The sequence below is a fragment of the Chryseobacterium sp. JK1 genome (assembly GCF_050632815.1).
GTDB lineage: Bacteria > Bacteroidota > Bacteroidia > Flavobacteriales > Weeksellaceae > Chryseobacterium.
This window is the reverse complement of record NZ_JBODRU010000002.1, coordinates 598,282-617,061: the sequence shown is the minus strand read 5'-3', so window position 1 is coordinate 617,061 and position 18,780 is coordinate 598,282. Positions and strand designations below refer to the sequence as shown.

12 protein-coding genes are annotated in these 18,780 nt (G+C 36.0%); 5 read left to right on the top strand and 7 right to left on the bottom strand.

The features are described from left to right. Nucleotides 1-21: 21 nt before the first annotated feature. The 4 genes from bshC to ACQ76T_RS15790 all read right to left on the bottom strand — a co-directional run bounded on the left by bshC (nucleotide 22) and on the right by ACQ76T_RS15790 (nucleotide 8,162). Nucleotides 22-1,608, bottom strand: coding sequence for a bacillithiol biosynthesis cysteine-adding enzyme BshC (bshC, locus tag ACQ76T_RS15805; protein ID WP_431344257.1), 1,587 nt, complete (start codon nucleotides 1,606-1,608; stop codon nucleotides 22-24). Between the two features lie 11 nt (nucleotides 1,609-1,619). Continuing rightward, on the bottom strand, nucleotides 1,620-3,560 hold the full coding sequence (locus tag ACQ76T_RS15800) for a putative porin (RefSeq protein ID WP_431344256.1): 1,941 nt from the start codon (nucleotides 3,558-3,560) through the stop codon (nucleotides 1,620-1,622). 90 nt (nucleotides 3,561-3,650) lie between these two features. Beyond that, nucleotides 3,651-5,285, bottom strand: a complete 1,635-nt coding sequence (locus tag ACQ76T_RS15795; protein WP_431344255.1) for a RagB/SusD family nutrient uptake outer membrane protein — start codon at nucleotides 5,283-5,285, stop codon at nucleotides 3,651-3,653. 12 nt (nucleotides 5,286-5,297) lie between these two features. After that, a complete protein-coding gene (locus ACQ76T_RS15790) occupies nucleotides 5,298-8,162 on the bottom strand; it encodes a SusC/RagA family TonB-linked outer membrane protein (protein WP_431344254.1) in 2,865 nt (954 codons plus the stop codon). Nucleotides 8,163-8,596: 434 nt separating this feature from the next. Here ACQ76T_RS15790 and ACQ76T_RS15785 point away from each other — a divergent pair, with 434 nt between their 5' ends. Next, a complete protein-coding gene (locus ACQ76T_RS15785) occupies nucleotides 8,597-9,280 on the top strand; it encodes a hypothetical protein (protein ID WP_431344253.1) in 684 nt (227 codons plus the stop codon). A gap of 83 nt (nucleotides 9,281-9,363) precedes the next feature. Here ACQ76T_RS15785 and infB read toward each other — a convergent pair whose 3' ends face one another. From infB to rimP, 3 genes are all read right to left on the bottom strand, one after another. Then, nucleotides 9,364-12,339 (bottom strand): translation initiation factor IF-2, encoded by a 2,976-nt coding sequence (gene infB / locus ACQ76T_RS15780; RefSeq protein WP_431344252.1) that lies wholly within the window; start codon nucleotides 12,337-12,339, stop codon nucleotides 9,364-9,366. Between the two features lie 77 nt (nucleotides 12,340-12,416). Beyond that, nucleotides 12,417-13,652, bottom strand: a complete 1,236-nt coding sequence (nusA, locus tag ACQ76T_RS15775; protein ID WP_431344251.1) for a transcription termination factor NusA — start codon at nucleotides 13,650-13,652, stop codon at nucleotides 12,417-12,419. Between the two features lie 16 nt (nucleotides 13,653-13,668). Next, a complete protein-coding gene (gene rimP / locus ACQ76T_RS15770) occupies nucleotides 13,669-14,136 on the bottom strand; it encodes a ribosome assembly cofactor RimP (RefSeq protein WP_431344250.1) in 468 nt (155 codons plus the stop codon). A 215-nt stretch (nucleotides 14,137-14,351) separates the two neighbouring features. Between rimP and ACQ76T_RS15765 the strand changes: the two genes are divergently transcribed. The 4 genes from ACQ76T_RS15765 to ACQ76T_RS15750 all read left to right on the top strand — a co-directional run bounded on the left by ACQ76T_RS15765 (nucleotide 14,352) and on the right by ACQ76T_RS15750 (nucleotide 18,741). Further along, entirely contained in the window at nucleotides 14,352-15,665 is a 1,314-nt protein-coding gene (locus ACQ76T_RS15765) for a UDP-glucose dehydrogenase family protein (protein WP_431344249.1), read from the top strand. Nucleotides 15,666-15,669: 4 nt separating this feature from the next. Beyond that, nucleotides 15,670-16,749 (top strand): dTDP-glucose 4,6-dehydratase, encoded by a 1,080-nt coding sequence (rfbB, locus tag ACQ76T_RS15760; RefSeq protein WP_431344248.1) that lies wholly within the window; start codon nucleotides 15,670-15,672, stop codon nucleotides 16,747-16,749. Nucleotides 16,750-16,854: 105 nt separating this feature from the next. Then, nucleotides 16,855-17,718, top strand: a complete 864-nt coding sequence (rfbA, locus tag ACQ76T_RS15755) for a glucose-1-phosphate thymidylyltransferase RfbA (RefSeq protein WP_431344247.1) — start codon at nucleotides 16,855-16,857, stop codon at nucleotides 17,716-17,718. Between the two features lie 174 nt (nucleotides 17,719-17,892). Further along, complete coding sequence (locus ACQ76T_RS15750; protein ID WP_431344246.1) at nucleotides 17,893-18,741, top strand: ABC transporter permease; 849 nt, start codon at nucleotides 17,893-17,895, stop codon at nucleotides 18,739-18,741. Nucleotides 18,742-18,780: the final 39 nt, after the last annotated feature.

The following is an 18,780-nucleotide window of genomic DNA, read 5'->3' as shown; positions in this document are numbered from 1 at the left end:
TACAAAAATACTTCTTTAAAATTAAATGGCAACAATTATTAATTTGGAATCTTGAACCACCATTTCTTCCCAACAATTTTCAAGCCATGAATAACCGTAATCGGAAAAGAATACACTAAAATTGTAGACCCTTTCCTGCCATGTTTTTGCCGGATGAACATCTAAAAATAGATTTTCCAGTCTTTCCAGTAATTCATTCTGTTTTATTTTTTCAGCGTGAAGCAAACGTTTTTTCATTCTTTTAAAAGACTTCATCTGTCTTACTTCTTCTGCTTTCACCATATTCCCGAACGATTTATCTGTATTTTCCGCGGAAGCTCTAAGCTCGGAGAAATTGTTGGTCAATAGTTCTTCTTTTTCTTCCAATAATTTTAAAATGGCATTATCATCCAAAATCTTGTTATTGGTAAGTACTGGAAAATTCTGGAAAAAATCTTCAATTTTAAGATCCAGCTTTTCAATTTTTCGTAATGTTTTTTCCTTTAAGAAAAGCATAGAATTCCTAGGAATAAGAATAGGAAAAGGGACGTTAATGGTTGAAAAGTAGTCTTTAAGCTCCAGCCAGTACATAATCTCTGCATTCCCGCCAATATATGCCAAATTAGGAAGAACTTTTTCCTGGTACACCGGACGCATCAAAGCATTCGGGCTGAATTTTTCAGGGTAGTTTTCCAGTTCGGAAAGTATTTCTTCTTTTGTAAACTGAATATTTTTATCTACAATAAAATATTTCTCGCCGTTGGATTCAATTCTATCTCTGGTATCTGAAAGATAGAAAAGGTTAATTTCTCGTGGGTTGACCTGTACTTTTCCATATTTTTCAGTCAGGAAGTTTACTTTTTCTTTTGACGTTTTCTGTAAACTGCCGTGGAGAAGCTCATCTTTGAAAACTTCTCTAATCTGAGTTTTCAGTTCTTTAGAATCTCCATCCAATATCAAAAGTCCAAACTCAGAGAAAAGGCGGTTAACAAGAATCTGAATAGCCTGTGTTAAAGTATTTCCAGTTTTGTAAGCTTCCTTCATCATCAGAATAAGCTCAGTTCCAAAAATAGAATCTTTGAATTCTTTTTCAAATTCGGAAATAAAGTAAGTATCATTGATTTTGATTCTTCCTACCGGCCCTCCAGACTTTTCATTGGTTTCGTAATAGTTGTTTTCTGTTTTAAAATGGTTGATCTCTGCAAAGTCATGATCTTCAGAAGCCATCCAATATACCGGAACGAAATTAAAATCAGGGAAATTCTCTTTCAGATATGAACAGGTTTTTATGGTCTGCAAAATTTTATAGACAAAGAAAACCGGCCCTGAAAAGAGATTCAACTGATGCCCCGTTGTCATGGTAAACGTATTGGGTTGTAGAAGACTTTCAAGATTTTCTTTCTGTTTTGAGGAAAGTTTGAATTCCGAAAGCTGCTCTCCAAAAACATTATACAAAGTACGCCTTTGTTCTGATGAAAAAAATTCCTGTTTTTGATGAATCTGTTGAGTGAAGTTGTCTAAAGAAAATGTTTTATTTTCAAAACCCTCAATTTTTTGGTTTAAAAAGTCTTTTACCAATTGAGGAATACTTTCTATATCGTTAAATGATAATTTATTAATTGTTTTCAACTTGTCGTTTTTTAGTTGAACAAATACCACAGAATCCCGATATTCAATCTGAAATCGTATACCGGATAGTGTGGGAATGCATATGCTTTATTATTGGAAATAAAGGTTCCTATTTGTTGTCCTTCTATGAAGAAGAACATCTTTTTAACCTTCATGTTGATATAAAGATCGGCAATAGGCTGTCCTCCGATTGAGAATGAACTTGCGCCAGGCAGAATATATTCGTTAAGAACCGGGAAATATTCTCTTGAAGCAAATTTGGAAAAGTAATATACTTTAAGCCCCGCCTGAATCTCTGCTGCTTTTTTGAATGCCTGAGTCTGGAAAAAGAAATTGGCTCTTCCCACAAAACCTGGCATCGGTAACAAGTCTTTATTCGTTAATGTATTTTGGAAATGCAGTCTTGTATTTAAATGGAATTTACCATAGCTAAAGGTAGCATCACCTCCTACCTGAGAAATATTTACAGAACCGTCACTTTGTTTTGGCGTTCCGTTGTTGTCAAAATAAGTATAGTTATCGATTCTGAAATAGTTGGCAAAGAGCTCTGTTTTAAACCATTTCAGATTGATGCTTCCTCCTACTTCCATTATTGACTGGTTCTTTGCATTATCAAGGTAATAATTGAATCTGTCGTAAACAGAGGTGTTCAGTAAGTAATTAAAAGATGGATAAGCACTTTGGAAATTCACCTTTGCGTTTACAAAGTAATCTTTAATAGGTTCAAATTTCAAAGTATTGGCTGTTCTTAGATAACTTTTAAATTGGCTTCCATTTGAGAACTCCAAAAATGAATTCAGCTGAATTTTATCCAAAAGTTTTATCTGTAGATTTCCTACGGCCCCAATTCGACTTTCTTTAAGTTCCGTGGGATAGGAAGCACCGCTTAATGCCACGGCATCTCTTATACCTAATTTGATCATCTGATAACGAACGCCTGCATCAAGTTTGAATTTTTCATTATCAAAAATAAGGCTTACCGTATTGCTTAAATTTTCAGAGTATTTTTTTGTTGTTAAAGGAAAACCGTTAACCTGATTGATTCCCATATTTGTCCAATAGCTTTCTATTGCACCCTGGTTATAGTAGTATTTATTTCCCTGATGAAAAATAGTATGTCTTATTCTGAAAGGAAATCTTTCTGAATTGAAGGGAGTAAACTGATGACTCAGGTAATATCTTCTGTAAGCAAACTGAGAGCTACTCGACGCCAGATTAACCTGAGCGTTCTGTCTGTTTTTATAATTACTGTCTCCATTCTGAAATAAATTATCTTCTGTAATCCCACCACTTTCCTGATTATTCAGGTTTTGATGAAGATAATGGGCGAAGAGTTCGTAGTTTCCACTTTCAGAAATATAATGTCCTGAAAATATCGTATTGTTATTGGCCGCCAGCGAGTTTCTGTAAAGTCCCTGAGAACGAAGTCCCATATATTCAAGCGCAAAGTTGAATCTCTTTCCGATATTCTGAGTATAGGTTGATCTTAGCGCTGCTCCATTTCGCATTGCATTGTGATAGACAAATGTTGCAGTAGGAGTTTTAACGTCATAATATTTCACATCATTAGCTCCAAGAATAATGTATGATTTGTTGGAAGGTAGTAAAGAAAGGTTTTCTTCTGGATTTACTTCGAATACTAACGGGTTAAAGCCAGAACCTATATTGGCCGGCTGAATTCTTCCGAAGTTATCATGGTTATTATATTGTGAAAAGATGTTGGTTTTATCAAAAGTCATTACCGTGTCAAACACTTTCTTTTCTGAAAACTGAGTCTGAAACTGGTAATCGTTGATGGTAGGTTTAAAAATTTCCAGAGAGTCTTTCTTCCCCGAGTCTATTACTAATGTGTCTTCTTTTTTTATCAGAGGCTTCTTAGCATCTCTTTTGCCTACAATCTGAGCATTGGCTATAAAACTAAAGAAGGAAAGTATGAAAAGTATGTACTTCATTATGCATTATTGTACAGCAAAAATAAGAAATAATAGCAAATAAAAACCCCTGCTTAGAGCAGGGGTTCTATATAATATGATTATTGTTAATTAATAACCAGGGTTTTGCTGAATGTTCGGGTTAGCTGAAACTTCAGACAAAGGAATAGGTAGAGTATACTTGTAACTATTGTTAGGCAAGTTTTCAACAGGGATGTAATCATCATCGTCACTTCTATCCATAGTAACACCAGCTAAAGTAGCCAATCTCTTTAAGTCTAAATAACGGTGTCCTTCAAGTGCAAGATCAATTCTTCTTTCCTTAAGAATATCAGCATAAGCAGATTGAGCACTAGTATAAGTAGGAGTTGTTGCTGTACCATCAATTCTTCTAGCAGTTCTTACTTCCTGTATTAGAGCCTGAGCAGTAGATAAATTATTTTCAGCAACTGCACATTCTGCTAATATAAATTTCATTTCAGATAGTCTAAACAGTTTCAAGTCATTTCTGCTGTTAGTACTTACTTTTCCTGGATATTTATCAATTACATAATAATTGTTTGCCAAATATGGATAAGAAGTAGGATCTACATAAGCATATTTTCTTACGTCACCATTTACAAAGAATAAATTAACAAGATTTTTTCCCCATAACCACATAGGGCTACCTGTAACGATAGAGCCATTAGTATTAAATAATGTTCCAACGTTTGATCCAGCACCTAAAGGAAGTCTGTTCAATGCGAAAATAATTTCACCTCTTTCCTTATCTGCCCAAAGGTTTCTATATGGGTTAAATGAACCTAATAGACCATTTCCTGTAGCTGCAGTTGTCCCACCATAAAAGGCGATATTCCACTGAGAAGTTTGAGTATTGGCTGTAGCCGAATATGCTCCTGATACAGCGCCAGTGTAAGTATTTGTTCCTGTATTAGGTTGTCCTTGTGTAAGTGTTAAACCAGCATTAGAAATTACATCTTGTGCATATTGTTTAGCTAAAGCCACATTACCTCTATAAAGATTAAATCTTGCTGTCAATGCATTAACAAAACCTTTATTTATTCTATATCTATCTGTACCGTAAGTTGTTAGAGTTGTTCTTGCAAAGTCTAAGTCAGCATTAATAAAGTCGTAAACATCTTGGTTTTTAGCTCTTGGCAATTTTACATCTACAGAAGGTACATCTTTTACAAGCATTACCCCTAAAGCATTAGGATTCTTCATATCAGTAGAGAAAAATGCTTCCAACTGTACGTAGCTATATGCTCTGGCAGCTCTTGCTTGTGCTAAAATTTCGTTATACTGTTTCTGTTCTGCAGCTGAGGAAGGTTTGATTCTAGTAGCCCCATCCAACAATCTGTTAACATTATTGATAATATTATAGTGTTTAAGCCATAAACCTGGAGTTGACAAAGTACTCATCCCACCACCATTAACCCATGATGATGAAGGATTTAAAAAGTGTCTGTATATTTCCCAGTCCTGACCACCACTACCGATTTCACTGATCATCAATTCATCGGTAAATACACCAGAAAAATAAATTTCTTCAACAGGGTCCATATTTCCATATACAGAACCTAATAAAACATTATTAAGGTTTTCTACACTTGTAAAAAGAACATTATCATTTTCAGTTAGCTGACCCGCCTGTGTAATATCAAGTGCATCCTGGCAGCTATTTAGGGCTAGTGTTGTAGTTGCAAAACCCGCTACAATTAAAACCGTATTTATTATTTTTTTCATAACTATTTAAATTTAAAAATCAACATTTACCCCTACTGAAATAGTTCTCGGGTTAGGATAGACATTCAATGAGTACGTTGTTACAGGTTCTGGGTCAAACCCTTTCCAGTTACTCCAAGTATATAAGTTCTCTGCCTGAACAAATACTTTAATACCTTTTACAGGTAAATCACGTAGTTGATTTTTTGTAAAACTATAGCCAAGTGATATATTCTTCAATCTAATAAAATCTGATTTGTAAAGGAATCTATCAGACTGGCCTTGTAATCCCATGTTTTTCGCTTTTAAGTTAGGAACATCGGTATTAGTGTTTGTTGGCGTCCAAGCATTTAACAAATCTGCAGAAACATTAATATTATTACCAGCATAAGCAGGGTTCATTTGCCAATCATATAAGTTATCATAGATCCATCCTCCTTGTTGGAATGAGAATAATGTATCTAAGAAGAAGCCTGAATAATTGAAGTTAAATCCAAATCCTCCTGTAAATTTAGCATAAGGAGATTTTCCAGTTAATCTTCTATCACCAGCAACCGGCTCTTTAGTTACGTTTCCATTAATATCAAGGAACATTTGCTCTCCATCAGCAGGATCTACTCCTAAATAAGGATATAATTGATACTGGCTTGCAGGACCTCCCACTGCATTAACTACATCTCCTGTTAAATCCTGAGCATCTAAGCTCACAACTTTATTGGAGTTATAAGCAGCATTTGCAAATATTGATAATCTTACTTTATCTGTTCTTAATACGTTGTATCTGATCAAAGCTTCAACCCCTTTATTATCAAGAACACCATTATTTCCTCTTATCCCAAATGTACCTGTAGCTGCTGAATAGTTAATGTTACTATACAATCTGGAAGTTCTTTTTTGATAATAATCAAACGTACCTTCAATAATACCTTTATAGTTAAAGTCAATACCTATATCGGTTTGCTTAACCTGCTCCCATCTTAGGCCTGGATTTGCAAGGTTAGTGAAATAGTATCCTAGTAAGTTCTGATAAGCAGATGATCCGTTGTAAAGATCCAAGAAGTTATTAGGCAACTGAATCAATGGGTTAGCATTGTTCGTTACACTGATAATATTCTGGTTACCAGTAGTACCAATAGAAGCTCTCAATTTCAACATTCTAAAGCCTGAATTAGCCATAAAATCTTCTTTGTCGATATTCCATCTAACAGCTGCTGACCAGAATGTCTCCCATCTGTTTGAAGGAGTAAATCTATATGAACCATCTCTTCTTACAACTCCACTTACTCCATACTTATCTTTGTAATCGTAATCTAATGTTCCAAAGTAAGCTAAGGTTCCTGCTGTAACTTTTGATGCAGACACAGTAGGTCTGTAAACGTTCGGTGTATCAGGGTTGAATGGAATATATCCTGTACCAGCACCAAACTCCCATTGTGCAGGGTTCAATCCATTCTGTGTTTGTGAAGTTACATTTACGTGCGCTTTAATATAATCCATGTATGCGCCCACACTTAAATTATGGTCACCAAAAGATTTATTAAATGAAAGGTTTGTAACACTGTTATATGTTAAGTCATTGGTCGTTTGAAATGTTTCAGATCCACCATATTGCTGACCATTTGGAATTGCAGTCACTAAAGAAAGGTATCCGTTTGCAGATCTTGCAAAGGTTCTTTGGTGTTGCTTGTAATCAATACCTGTACGGTTTCCAACACTTAACCAATCTGTAAGTTTATAGTTTACATTAGCATTTGCTGATATACTTAATTCTGTAAATCTGTTTCTGATACCACCATTGATGTTATCCTGAAGAATCCACGGTCTGTAAGCTGCACTTGCACTACCAATAGCATTATATAGGTCTCTTCCGTTTGAATATGGGCTAGGAGCTAAATATGTTGGAGATAAAACGCCTCCAAAAAGTGGATTTTGAATTACGTTACCTGCAATACTTGTATTTGTTTCATCATCTAACTGATTTCTTTTTGAATATCCTAATCCTAGAATAGCTCCAAAAGTCAATCTACCATCTTTAGATTTCCCATTCAAGTTATTTCTTAAAGTAAATCTTTTAAAGTCAGTTGATTTAACGTTACCTTGGCTATCTAAATATCCTAAAGAGAAAAAGTTATTTATATTTTCTCCACCGGCAGTAAGAGATAAGTTATGTTGCTGAGAAATACCAACTTGAGTAAATTGCTTATTCCAGTCAGTATCAATAGCCCAATTATCAATTTGGTCTTGTGTTAGCTTATTTGTAGCCGCATATCCAACACCAAAATTTTTCTGAATTTGCAACAATTGTCTACCATTAGCAGAATTGTAGTGTGCTTTAGGCATTGTTGAGAAAGAGGTTAATGCATCATATGCCACCTTCAGTCCAGAGTTGAACTTACCACCTTTTGTAGTAATTACAACTACACCATTTGCAGCACGGTTACCATAAATTGCAGTTGCCTGAGCATCTTTCAAAATACTGAAAGTATCAATATCGTAAGAGTTAAGGTTTCTAAATTGTGATCCAGAAGTAATAACTCCATCTACAACATATAACGGATCTGTAGAACCGTTCAATGAGCTCATACCTCTAATAAGGATGTTGAATTTTCCAGAACCTGGAGATCCAGAAGCAGAGTTAACCACAATACCAGGAGCTGTACCTTGGATTGAGTTCAAAACAGAAATATTAGGTCTGTTTTCTAAAGTTTCCGAACCTACTGTTACAGAAGAACTCGTAGTTTTTGCCTTTGTAGCTGTCTTACTATACCCTAAAACAACTACCTCCTCAATTTTCGTCTCTTCGTTTTTCTTGTCCTTAGAGTCTTTTTGCTGAGCAAACACAGCTTGTCCTGTAAAAAACAAAACACCAGCTGTTAATACACGTAGTTTAACATTCATATTAACAAATTTTAATATATTTTAAGGGCAAATATGTTAATAAATATTAATACTAGCAAATTTTTTACACATATATAACCATTCAACATTCACAATATACAAGGTTAACAAGGCAATAGGTAAAAAAATTCATAATTTTAGCTGTATATTTTTTTAAAAAACACAAAATAAACTTGAAAAATGAAAGACTTTAACAGTTTATAATCATGAGCAAAAAAATTATTTATAATAAATCTAAATTACAACCCTTCTAATTTTCAGCACTCTAACTCATTTGAAACAAAAAAATAAATTTCAAAAATAAGACAAACTATTTTATGTTTTAATTTGAAAAAAATCACGTTCTTTACAAAGAAAAAGCCGTTAATAAGTCCATAACTAGACATATATACATTTTTTTTTACAGAAAAACAAAAATTTCATAAATTTAAAACATGAAAAAAAAGATTTTAACCACTCTAATTTTAGCTAGTTTCAGTAGCTTTAGCTTTGGCCAACAAACCCTTTCCGTAAATGGAGCTTTAGGGGCACAGTCTGTGTTTGATGGCATCAGATCCACTACCGGGAAAACTTTAAAATATGAAGACATTGCAGGAGCATCTCCTTATCTTAGTAAGGAATTTGCCAACGCAAAAGTCGCAGTAAATTATGAACAAGTACCCGTACGCTATGACAGTTATAGTGATGCAATTGAGTTCAAAAAGAATAATGAAATTCAGGTTCTTCCTAAAACTTCAGACTTTTCAAGAATTGAAATTTCTTCTCCAAAACAAACGTTTGTATTGCTCGAGACATCAGATGATTTAAGCGGATATTTCATAGAATTGGTAAACGGCAAAAACAGTCTTTATAAAAAGATCAAAACAAAGTTTACAGATGTTGTTCCTGCCCCAAATTCTTATGCAAGTGAAAGACCTGCTAACTTCAGAACTTTAGATCCTGTATATTACATTAAAACGGATAATGGTTTTATAAAGAAGCCAAGAAATCAAAAAGAAATTATCGAACAGTTTCCTGATAAAAAAGATAATTTAACAGCCTTTTTCAAATCTAATAAAATCAAATTTGACAAGGATGAAGATCTAGTAAAACTAGTTACCTTTTTGAATCAGAACTAAGAAAGATAAAACTTAAAATTTTCTTAAAAAAATAAATCAGGCACCTCATTTGAGGTGCCTGATTTTATTATATCTGAATAGAATTATTTCAGCTTTTTCTTCACTGCTACTTCTTCGTAAACTTCAAGAATATCTCCGGTTTCAATATCGTTGTACCCTTTTAGGTTCAGACCACATTCGTAACCTTTCGTTACTTCCTTCACATCATCTTTGAAACGTTTTAAGCTTTCAAGTTCTCCGTCAAATTTCACGATACCGTCTCTCAATAAACGTACTTTGGATTGTCTTGTAACTTTTCCGGTAAGAACCATACATCCTGCGATTGTTCCTACTTTAGAAATCTTGAATACCTCACGGATTTCAACATTACCGATTACCTGCTCCTGAATTTCCGGAGAAAGCATTCCTTCCATCGCTTCTTTTACTTCATCAATCGCTTTATAGATTACAGAATATGTTCTGATCTCAATTTCTTCACGGTCTGCAAGATCTTTAGCATTAGCTCCAGCTCTCACGTTGAATCCAATGATAATTGCATCAGACGCTGCCGCTAAGTTGATATCAGATTCAGTGATCTGCCCAACACCTGAGTGAAGGATTTTCACGCTGATTTCTTCTGTAGATAATCTTTGTAACTGATCAGAAAGTGCTTCAACAGAACCATCCACGTCCCCTTTAAGGATAATGTTCAATTCTTTAAACTCACCTAAAGCAATACGTCTACCCAATTCTTCAAGTGTTGTATGTTTCTTAGTTCTGATAGAAAGTTCTCTTTGTAATTGCTCTCTCTTATTTGCGATCGCTTTACCTTCACTTTCGTCAGTATAAACACGGAACTTATCACCTGCTGTAGGCGCTCCGTCTAAACCTAATATTGTTGCTGGAATAGATGGACCTGCTTCTTCAAGGTTTTTCCCTCTTTCGTCAAGTAAAGCTTTTACTTTACCATGATTTTTACCTGCTACTACATAATCACCAACTCTTAAAGTCCCGGTTTGCACCAACATTGTTGCTACATAACCTCTACCTTTATCTAGAGAAGCTTCAATAACAACTCCGTTAGCTGAACGGTCTGGATTAGCTTTTAATTCAAGCATTTCTGCCTGTAATAAAACTTTTTCCAACAATACATCTACATTGTTACCAAATTTAGCTGAAATCTCCTGAGCCTGTACATTACCACCCCATTCTTCAACTAGAACCGGAGGGTTCAAACCTGAAAGCTGCTGACGGATATTATCAGGGTTTGCATTTGGCTTATCCACTTTATTGATTGCAATAATCATTGGTACCCCTGCAGCCTGAGCGTGAGCAATTGCCTCTTTGGTTTGTGGCATTACATCATCATCGGCAGCGATTACAATAATTGCGATATCGGTGATCTGTGCACCTCTTGCTCTCATCGCTGTAAAGGCTTCGTGACCAGGAGTATCTAAGAATGTAATTCTCTGACCGTTTTCCAGTTTCACGTTATAAGCACCGATATGCTGTGTAATACCTCCGGATTCACCAGCAATTACGTTCGTTTTTCTTACGTAATCCAGTAATGAAGTTTTACCGTGGTCAACGTGTCCCATTACCGTAACAACAGGCGCTCTTGACACTAGGCTTTCTTCAGTATCGATTTCATCTTCTGAATCTGTATCTTCGAGATCTGCATCAGAGAACTCAATTTTATAACCGAATTCGTCTGCTACCAACAATAAAGTATCTGCTTCAAGTCTCTGGTTCATGGTAACCATCACCCCTAGTGAGAAACATGCAGAGATTACTTCAGTTGGAGAAACATTCATCAAACTTGCCAATTCACCAACTGTGATGAATTCTGTTACTTTAAGAGTTCTGTCTTGTGCTTCCAGCTCCTGCTGACGCTCATCCTGTTCTCTACGGAAAGTTCTCTTATCTTTTCTGTGTTTAGCAGATTTAGATTTACCTCCTTTATTAGTAAGCTTTTCTAAAGTTTCTTTGATCTGGTTTTTAACTTGTTCGTCAGTTAATTCAACTGGCATAACTCTTTGTCCAGGTCTATTATTCTGTCCACCTTTTTTGAAGCCACCACCTTGACCGCCTGGGCGGTTTTGGTTGTTGTTGTTTCCAAAACGGTTTCCACCTTGACCTCCCTGGCCCTGAGGTCTGTTTCCTTGACCTCCTTGTCCCTGGCGGTTTCCTCCTTGGCCACCGTTATTGTTCTGACGGTTTCCTTGGCCTTGGCCTCCTTGGTTATTGTTGTTATTTCCAGAGTTTTGGTTATTCCCCTGACCACCTTGCTGATTATTATTCGGGCCGCCAGGTTTTTCAATTCTCTTTCTTTTCTTTTTCGCTCCAGCACCTGGTTTTGGCGCAAACTGAGTTAAGTCTATCTTTTCTCCAACGATCTTAGGACCATCAAGTTTCTGATATACTGTTTCAATTTTTTGTGGTTCCTGAGATTCAGGTTCAGTCTCTACTTTTGGAGCTTCCACTTTTTTCTCCTCTACAACTACTGGTTTGGGAGTTTCTTTTATTGGTTCCACAGGTTTTGCTTCTTCTTTTTTCTCCTCCATTTTTGGTTTGTCTTTTTTCACAGGTCTGTTTCTAGATTCTATTTGAGACAAATCAATTTTATCCAAAACTTTGAATTCCTGCTTTTCAGGAGCTGCTTTAACTTCCGGTTGTTCTTCTTTCACAATTTCTTCTTTCTTTTCTTCAACCGGTGTCGCAACAGGAGCTACAGGAACCACAGGAGCTTCTTCAGCCTCTGGTTTCTTAGGTTCTAGATCTATTTTACCTAAAATTCTAGTTTCTGGTTTATTTGCTTTAGCTCTTATCACTTCAGGGGTTTTCTTTTCTTCAATTTCCAGTTTTTCTTCCGGAACTTTAGTGATCACCACCTCATGGGAAGCTTTTCGTTGTTCGCCGTCTTTAGCAAACTCAGCTTCCAATGCAGAATATGCCGATTCTTCCAATTGAGCGTTAGGATTGCTTTCAACCTCGATACCCTTAGCTTGTAAAAACTCTACTAACCTGGACATCGAAATGTTGAATTCCTTAACCGCTTTATTTAATCTAATTTTTGGCATCTATATTATTTACTGTTTTTTAATTTTTAAAATTAAAGTATTTCTTTTTTACTGTTTATTAAAATTTATTTAAAATTTTAATCTTCAAATTCTTCTCTTAGAATACGCTTCACATCTTCGATTGTTTCTTCTTCAAGATCAACCATATTCAGAAGACTTTCAGTTTCTTTATCCAATACTGATTTGGCAGTCGTAAGTCCTACTTTCTTAAATTCATCCAAAATCCACTGCTCGATATCATCGTTAAATTCTCTCAATTCAACATCATCATCCTCGCTGGACTCTCTGTAAACATCAATTTCATATCCTGACAACCAAGAAGCCAGTCTGATATTCTGTCCTTGTTTTCCAATTACTTTAGAAATCTCTTCAACAGGAGTATATACTAATGCATAGTTTTGCTCCTCATTGATGTCAATTTTATTGATGGTAACATTTCCTAAAGCTCTCTTCACCAAAATCTCAGGGTTTTTAGACCACTGAATAACATCGATGTTCTCATTTTTCAACTCTCTTACAACGCCATGAATTCTGGACCCTTTTACCCCAACACAAGCTCCTACCGGATCAATTCTGTCATCATAAGCATCTACTGCAATCTTCGCCTTTTCACCAGGAATTCTCACTACTTTTTTCAACATAATGGTTCCGTCCTGGATTTCAGGAATTTCCAGCTCAAGTAACTTTTCTAGGAACTTCGGTGCAGTTCTGGAAATAATAATCTGTGGTTTTGAACCTTTAAAATCTACTGTTTCAACAATAGCTCTGATATTCTCACCCTTTTTAAAGAAATCGGATGGGATCTGGTTTTCTTTAGGTAAAATAAATTCGTTTCCTTCATCATCCAACAAAATCACGTGCTTATGACGGATGTGGTGAATTTCTCCTACAACAATTTCACCAATTTTATCTCTAAACTGTTCGTACAGCATTGCATTATTGTGTTCCTGAAGTTTTGTTGCCAAAATCTGCTTCAGCGTAAGAATATTTCTTCTTCCCAACTGCGCAACAGGAATTTCCATTGTAAAGTCTTCACCTACTTCGAAGGTAGGGTCAATTTTTTTTGCTTCAGAAATTTCAATTTCCAAATCATCATCTTCAGACATTTCATCCTCTACAATTGTTTTGTTCAAAAATATCTGAAAATCTCCTTTATCCGGGTTTACAATCACGTCAAAGTGGTCGTCTGAATCAAATCTTTTTCTCAAAAGTGTCTTCAGTGAATCCTCAATAATTGCCATAAGATCAATTTTACTGATCCCCTTTTCGTCTTTAAAATCACCAAAGGATTCAATCAACGCTATATTATCCATCTATTTTTTTTTCTTTTTAAAATTTAATTACTACTAATGCTTTTTTGATCTCGGAGTAAGGGATTTCCTTTTCCTCCTCTACATCTACTTTTCCTTTTCCGATATCTTTCGGCTTACGGTAACGCAGAACTAGAGTGATCTTCTCTTCGTCTACTTTTGACAATTCTCCTTCAATTTTAGAAGAATCCTCCAGCATCACTTCAATCTCTCTTCCAATGTTTTTGCCAAATTGTCTTGGAGTGGCCAATGGCTCGCTTAATCCTGCAGACATCACCTGAAGGCTAAAGTCGTGCTCCTCGCGATCCATATTGAATTCTATTGCGCGGCTTGCATCAAGACAATCCTGCAAAGAAACCCCATTATCTCCATCTAAAATCACTGTAATATCATCTCCCGGAGAGATCTTAAGATCTATAAGAAACAGATCTTGTCTGGTCTCAAGGAATTCATTTAATAATTCTTCAATTCTTTTTCTAAACTCCATACGTTCTTTTATCTTGATTTACAGTACGAAAAAAGGCTTTCTTTCGAAGCCTTCCCATTTTTTCCGTAAATCCAATGCAAATATACGCCTTTTTTCTAAAAAAGCAAAATTATCTTATTATCAAGTAAATAGCGAAGGATTCTTTTACAATAAATTAAAGAAGCGGGTGAAAGTATTTTTATTACTTTTGTCTTTAGAATTTTAAAACAAACATTTTGAATATAACGATTGTAGGAACAGGTTATGTAGGATTAGTTACAGGCACTACTCTGGCAGAACTTGGCAATTCAGTATACTGTGTTGATATTGATGAAAAAAAAGTAGAAGGTATGAAAAACGGCGTAGTTCCCATCTATGAGCCGAACCTTGAAGAAATGTTTCTGAGAAACATACAATCTGAAAGATTATTTTTTACCACCAACCTTAAAGAAGCTTTAGATAAAAGCGAAGTAATATATTTGGCCCTCCCTACTCCTCCTGGAGAAGACGGATCTGCAGATCTCTCTTATGTCCTTCAGGTAGCCAACAATATTGGTGAGATGATGACGGAATATAAAGTGATTGTCAACAAAAGTACAGTTCCTGTAGGAACCGCAGACAAGGTGAGAGAAACAATATCTTCTAAAACAAGCATTCCTTTTGATGTGGTTTCAAATCCCGAATTCTTAAGAGAAGGGTTTGCTGTAGAAGACTCTATGAATCCTTCCAGAGTAGTGGTGGGAGCAAGCTCAGAAAGAGCAAAAGACATTATGTCTAAAATCTACCAGCCTTTTACGAATACAGGAATTCCGATCATCTTTATGGATGAAAAGTCTTCCGAGCTTACAAAATATGCTGCCAATTCATTTCTTGCTGTGAAAATCACATTCATGAATGAGATTGCCAATTATTGTGAAAAAGTAGGTGCGGATGTAGACAAAGTGAGATTGGGTATGGGTAGTGACGACAGAATCGGGCACCGATTTTTATTCCCCGGCATCGGATACGGAGGAAGCTGTTTCCCTAAAGATGTAAAGGCTCTTATAAAATCCGGAAAGCAGGAAGATTTTAATTTCCAGATTCTCGAAGCCACAGAAAACGTCAACACGACCCAGAAAGTTATCTTAGTATCCGAAATTGAAAGATATTTTGGAGGAAGTATTGAAGGCAAGAAAATTGCGATGTGGGGACTTGCTTTCAAGGCCAATACGGATGACATAAGAGAAGCTTCCTCATTAGATAATATTGCTTTACTATTACAAAAAGGAGCAAAAATTGTTGCGTATGATGCTGTTGCAGAAAACAATGTAAAAAAACTTCTCGGAGACCAGATACAGTACGCCAAAGGAATGTACGACGCGCTGGAAGACGTAGACGCATTATTCATTGCGACCGAATGGCCGGAGTTCAAAAATCCTAACTTTGAACTGATGGCTAAAAAAATGAAAAACAAAGTTATTTTTGACGGACGAAATATGTATCCGCTGGAAATCCCGGAACAAAACGGGTTTCATTATAAAAGTATAGGAAGAAAGACCATTTCAAAATAAATAAATGAAAAACATTATCATTACAGGAGGGGCAGGCTTTATTGGCTCTCATGTTGTAAGAGAATTTGTAAAAAAAAATCCGGACACCACAATCATCAATCTCGATGCACTTACTTACGCCGGAAATCTTGAAAACCTAAAGGACATTGAAAATGAGCCTAATTATGTTTTCGAAAAAGCAGACATCACAAAACCGGAAGAACTTAGAAAGGTTTTTGAAAAATACAACCCGGATGCCGTTGTACATTTAGCGGCAGAAAGTCATGTAGACAGAAGTATCACAGATCCAATGGCATTTATTAACACGAATGTAAACGGAACGGCCAACCTTCTGAACCTTTGTAAAGAATTCTGGACACTCAATCCGGATCACACCCACGGAAGATTCCCAGACGAAAAGCGAAGCAATCTATTTTACCATGTTTCAACGGATGAAGTATATGGAAGTTTAGGGGAAACAGGGGTTTTCCTGGAAACAACATCTTACGATCCACAATCGCCTTATTCTGCATCAAAAGCTGCTTCCGACCACTTGGTGAGAGCTTACGGAAACACGTACGGAATGCCGTTCATTGTATCCAACTGCTCCAACAACTACGGTCCGAATCATTTTCCTGAAAAACTGATTCCTCTTTGTATTTCCAATATCATCAATGAAAGACCGCTTCCTATTTACGGAGACGGAAAATATACAAGAGACTGGTTATTTGTAATTGACCATGCAAAAGGAATTCATCAGATTTTCAACGAAGCGAAAACAGGTGAAACGTACAATATCGGAGGATTCAACGAGTGGCAGAATATTGATCTGGTAAAAGAACTGATCAAACAAATGGATGCTAAACTTGGAAAGCCTGAAGGATATTCAGAAAAACTGATCACTTTTGTAAAAGACAGACCTGGCCACGACAAACGTTATGCTATTGATGCTACAAAACTGAATAAAGATCTAGGTTGGAAACCATCTGTAACTTTTGAAGAAGGTTTGGGAAAAACCATTGACTGGTATCTGGAAAATAAAGAATGGCTTGAAAATGTAACGTCCGGAAATTATCAGGAATATTACGACAAGCAATACAGTTAACATTTTAAGCTAAAAAAAGCTAGTAAAACTGCTTACAAACATCCATCAACAGCAGGAAAAAACAATTTATAACACAAACGAAATCAGCCTAATCCGCACCAAAACATGAAAGGAATAATATTAGCCGGAGGTTCCGGAACAAGACTTTACCCTCTAACGATAGCTGTCAGCAAACAGCTAATGCCTGTCTATGACAAACCCATGATCTACTATCCGCTCTCCACGCTTCTTTTAGCTGGAATTAAGGATATTCTCATCATCACAACTCCCCATGATCAGGAGGGATTCATCAAACTTCTGGGAGACGGTTCCCAAATCGGTTGTAATATTGAGTATGTTGTACAGCCAAGTCCTGACGGCCTTGCGCAGGCATTTATTCTGGGAGACCAATTTATTGGTGGTGATTCTGCCGCTTTAGTTTTAGGAGATAATATTTTCTATGGTTCCGAAATGGGAACTTTATTGAAAAACAAAACCAATCCGGACGGAGGCGTTGTTTTCGCTTATCACGTTGCAGACCCTGAAAGATACGGAGTTGTAGAGTTTGATAACAACTTAAAAGCGGTATCTATTGAAGAAAAACCATTGAAACCAAAATCAAACTACGCTGTTCCAGGACTTTATTTCTACGACAATAATGTGGTGGAAATCGCCAAAAATATTCAACCGTCAGCAAGAGGAGAACTGGAAATAACAGACATCAACAATGTTTACCTGAAGAACGAGAAACTTGAAGTTGCCGTTCTGGACAGAGGGACAGCATGGCTGGATACCGGAACTTTTGACTCTCTTCATGATGCTTCTGAATTTGTAAGCGTTATTGAAAAAAGACAAGGTTTTAAGATCGGCTGCATTGAAGAAATTGCTTTCAGAAACAAATTCATCAATGAAGAAAAGCTATTGGAAACGGCTGCCAAATATGGAAAAAGCGGCTACGGCGAATACCTAAAACAACTTATCGGCAAATAATAATAAATTTTATACATTCCGCATACTATTGGCTTTATGCCAATAGTTTTTGCTCATGCCAACAAATATCAATATATTAGTTGTAATTTTTTAGTTTTATGAAACGAATAAATCACAAACTGAAAAAAAACCGTAAGAATTAATTATCTATAAATTTGCAAAAAACTTACACAGATGAATGAACCACAACAGAAGTGGACTGAAACGATTGATGCAGATCATTCGTTATTTGACTTGAAGCTGAAAGAAGTCTGGAAATACAAAGACCTTGTCTATATGTTCGTCAAGAGAGACTTTGTATCCAGTTTTAAGCAAACGATCCTGGGGCCAATATGGTTTTTTATCAATCCTATTTTAACAACCATTGTTTTTCTGATCATTTTCGGAAAAATTGCTCAACTATCTACAGATGGTGCTCCTCCCCTTTTATTCTATTTAGGAGGTGTTACACTTTGGAATTATTTTTCATCCTCATTACTCGCTACATCTTCTACCTTTACAGGAAATGCAGGAATATTTGGTAAAGTTTATTTTCCGAGGCTGGTAACCCCTATATCAATTGTAATATCCAATCTTATGAGATTTGGAGTACAGCTCATCCTTTTCATTCTTGTATGGGCCTATTATCTGAGTAAAGGGCAGGTGCATCCCAACATTTGGGTTCTTGCAACACCATTTCTGGTGATACTGATGGCCCTTTTTGCCTTGGGAGTAGGAATGATTTTTTCTTCACTCACCACAAAGTATAAAGATCTGAGTATGCTGCTTGGCTTTGGAATAAGTCTTTATATGTATGCAACTCCGGTTATCTATCCAACTTCCGCCCTTAGAGGTGTGTTTAAAAAGATTGCTTTATACAATCCTTTAACAGGTATTTTTGAATGTTTCAAATATGCATGGATTGGCGTAGGGGATTTTTCGCCTGCAATGCTTGGAATCAGTACTATTATTATTGTCATACTTTTAATGATAGGCATCGTTGTCTTCAACAAGGTTGAAAAAACCTTTATGGATACCGTATAACAGCAGTCACTTTTTATTAATTTTAAAATTCACATAAGA

Bases quoted from the DNA above. Each gene is read 5' to 3' on its own strand.
- rfbA (WP_431344247.1), top strand. From the start codon at position 16,855: ATGAAAGGAATAATATTAGCCGGAGGTTCCGGAACAAGACTTTACCCT.
- infB (WP_431344252.1), bottom strand. From the start codon at position 12,339: ATGCCAAAAATTAGATTAAATAAAGCGGTTAAGGAATTCAACATTTCG.
- ACQ76T_RS15795 (WP_431344255.1), bottom strand. From the start codon at position 5,285: ATGAAAAAAATAATAAATACGGTTTTAATTGTAGCGGGTTTTGCAACT.
- ACQ76T_RS15800 (WP_431344256.1), bottom strand. From the start codon at position 3,560: ATGAAGTACATACTTTTCATACTTTCCTTCTTTAGTTTTATAGCCAAT.
- rfbB (WP_431344248.1), top strand. From the start codon at position 15,670: ATGAAAAACATTATCATTACAGGAGGGGCAGGCTTTATTGGCTCTCAT.
- ACQ76T_RS15790 (WP_431344254.1), bottom strand. From the start codon at position 8,162: ATGAATGTTAAACTACGTGTATTAACAGCTGGTGTTTTGTTTTTTACA.
- nusA (WP_431344251.1), bottom strand. From the start codon at position 13,652: ATGGATAATATAGCGTTGATTGAATCCTTTGGTGATTTTAAAGACGAA.
- rimP (WP_431344250.1), bottom strand. From the start codon at position 14,136: ATGGAGTTTAGAAAAAGAATTGAAGAATTATTAAATGAATTCCTTGAG.
- ACQ76T_RS15750 (WP_431344246.1), top strand. From the start codon at position 17,893: ATGAATGAACCACAACAGAAGTGGACTGAAACGATTGATGCAGATCAT.
- ACQ76T_RS15785 (WP_431344253.1), top strand. From the start codon at position 8,597: ATGAAAAAAAAGATTTTAACCACTCTAATTTTAGCTAGTTTCAGTAGC.